Annotated in this window: 4 protein-coding genes; all 4 read left to right on the forward strand. The window is 72.3% G+C overall.

Translation table 11 applies throughout. The annotated features are described in order from the left end of the window. On the forward strand, positions 1-345 hold a 345-nt coding region (locus tag GTQ99_RS22680), incomplete at its 5' end, for a hypothetical protein (RefSeq protein WP_205708065.1). 229 nt (positions 346-574) lie between these two features. Next, the gene (locus GTQ99_RS22685; RefSeq protein WP_166617932.1) at positions 575-787 is read left to right on the forward strand and encodes a hypothetical protein; all 213 of its coding nucleotides are present in this window, start codon (positions 575-577) and stop codon (positions 785-787) included. A 162-nt stretch (positions 788-949) separates the two neighbouring features. Then, positions 950-1,201 carry a hypothetical protein gene (locus tag GTQ99_RS22690; protein WP_166617933.1) on the forward strand — a complete coding sequence of 84 codons (252 nt, stop codon included), beginning with the start codon at positions 950-952 and terminating at the stop codon, positions 1,199-1,201. Further along, on the forward strand, positions 1,195-1,392 hold the full coding sequence (locus tag GTQ99_RS22695; RefSeq protein ID WP_166617934.1) for a hypothetical protein: 198 nt from the start codon (positions 1,195-1,197) through the stop codon (positions 1,390-1,392). Before GTQ99_RS22690 ends, GTQ99_RS22695 begins: the two co-directional genes overlap by 7 nt. Positions 1,393-1,942: the final 550 nt, after the last annotated feature.

Here is a 1,942-nt window from a genome sequence, read left to right on the forward strand (position 1 = left end):
TGGCTGGACACCCACCTGCGTACCGGCCCGCACGCTCCCACCGACCAAGGCCACACCGACCACACCGCCCGGGTCGTGCTGGAGGCCACCTTCCACACCCGCCAGCAGCAGGTGATCACAGTGCGGCTGCTCGGCTCCGGCACGGACTGGGGCATCGCGCGACCACCGCGACCGCTGACGGTCTTCTACGATCCGGCGCACGCCGGCGAGGCGATGTCCGCTGAGGACCTGCGCTCCGACACCGATGACGCTGTGCCCGCAGCGGTGGTCCTGGCCGTGCTCGGAGAGCTGGTCGCGCTCGTCGGCAACGGCGACCCGTGCTTGTGCCGCCGACCAGACCGCTGACGCCTCACCCGCTGACGCCTCACCCGCTGACGCCTCGGAGCACCGCGACCTACCGCCCACCCGATCCGCCGGCCTCCAGCCGCTGATGCGATGGCAGGCTCCTGCCGAGATGACGTCCGGCTCCGGGGCGCGGCTAGCCCGAACAGGTGATGCACCGCTGAGCGCAAGCACCTCTGCTTGCCGCGGCGGCACCCGGCCAGCACGGTAGGGCGATGGACACGGTGGGGCGATGAGCCAAGGACAGATCGCCGCCCTCGTGTGGGGACCGCTGGCCATCGTCATGGGCATCTGCTTCGTCCGATTCCGCGAGCGCATCTCCCGCGCCGCCCAGGCCGCCCGCGGCCGGCACCAGACGCCGGCGCTGATGGCCGCCGCCGGCATCTTCTTCACCATCGCCGGAGCAGGCGTGCTCCTCGGCGCGCTGACAGGCGCCCTGCGCTGAGCGGTCGGCACCGGTGAGCAGGAGAAGGCGAGCAGGAGAAGGCGAGGTGGAGAAGGTGACACCGCAGCAGACCCAGCACGCCCCGCAGGACCCCGGGGCCTGCACGGCCGTGACGGCCAGCGCCAGCGGGGCCCTGCTGGCGGTGAGCCCGACCTGAGCGGGTTGCAGAGCACCTACAGCGTACGGCTGGGCAGGGGGCCGCGCCGCGTCATCCTGATCGCCTTCACCCTCGCGAGCGCCGGGGCGGTGCTCAGCGTGGTGAGCGCCGAGGACTGGTTCCAGGTGGGCACCGCGCTGATGTGGCTGGCGTTCTACGCGCTCGCTCCCAGCTTCCACTTGTGGCGCCCACCGGCCATCTTCCTCAGCGAGCAGGTCTGCGCGTTCGGCGCTTCCTCACCGCTGGGCCCGTGCTGACCTGGAGCCAGGTGGAGGCCGTGCAGGTGCAGGGGCGCTGGCAGGAGCACAGCACCATCACCACCCGCCCGTCCAGCGGTGCTGCACACGCACAGCCACGAACGCAGCTTCGAGCACGGCCACGAACACTGCCGTTGACCGGCATGCCGGCGCAGGACGCGCAGCGCCTGGCCGATGCGCTGCAGCGCTAGCGCGAAGGCACGGGCACTCGGAACACGAGCGCTCAGGACACGGCGGCTCGGGCACCGGCTGATCCACCGCCGAGCCCGCCGGGCGATCACCTCAACGATCACCTGACCGATCAAGGTGGGCGCGGCCAGCACGATGATGGCGCAGGCGGCCCCCGACACGCCCGGTGACGGCCGTGACGGCTCCACGCGCCTGGCTGACCCCGCCACCCATCACCGCTGCGGCACATCGAGCTGGCTCAGACGCACACGCCGGCCGGCCCGAACGTACTGGAGCGCGGCACTGCCTCATCTTGTCCGCAACAGGCACGAGTGCACCGCGGCTCGGAGAGTAGGAACAGGCCTTCAAGCCACTGGTGCGGCGTCGCGCGCCTCCGCCCGCGCGCTGGGCGGTAGCGCTGGCCGGGCACGCGCAACCCTCACCGCCCGGCCTCAGCGCCCGCCCTCAGCGCCCGCGGCGGCTTCGTTGGCGGCCACGAGCATGTGAGCGGCCTTGCGCTGCGCCCACCCCAGCATCCCCAGCGCCACCACCAGCAGCCCACCCACGGTGAAG

Origin of the sequence: Kineococcus vitellinus, from assembly GCF_009906315.1 — a bacterium.
Taxonomy (GTDB): Bacteria; Actinomycetota; Actinomycetes; order Actinomycetales; family Kineococcaceae; genus Kineococcus; species Kineococcus vitellinus.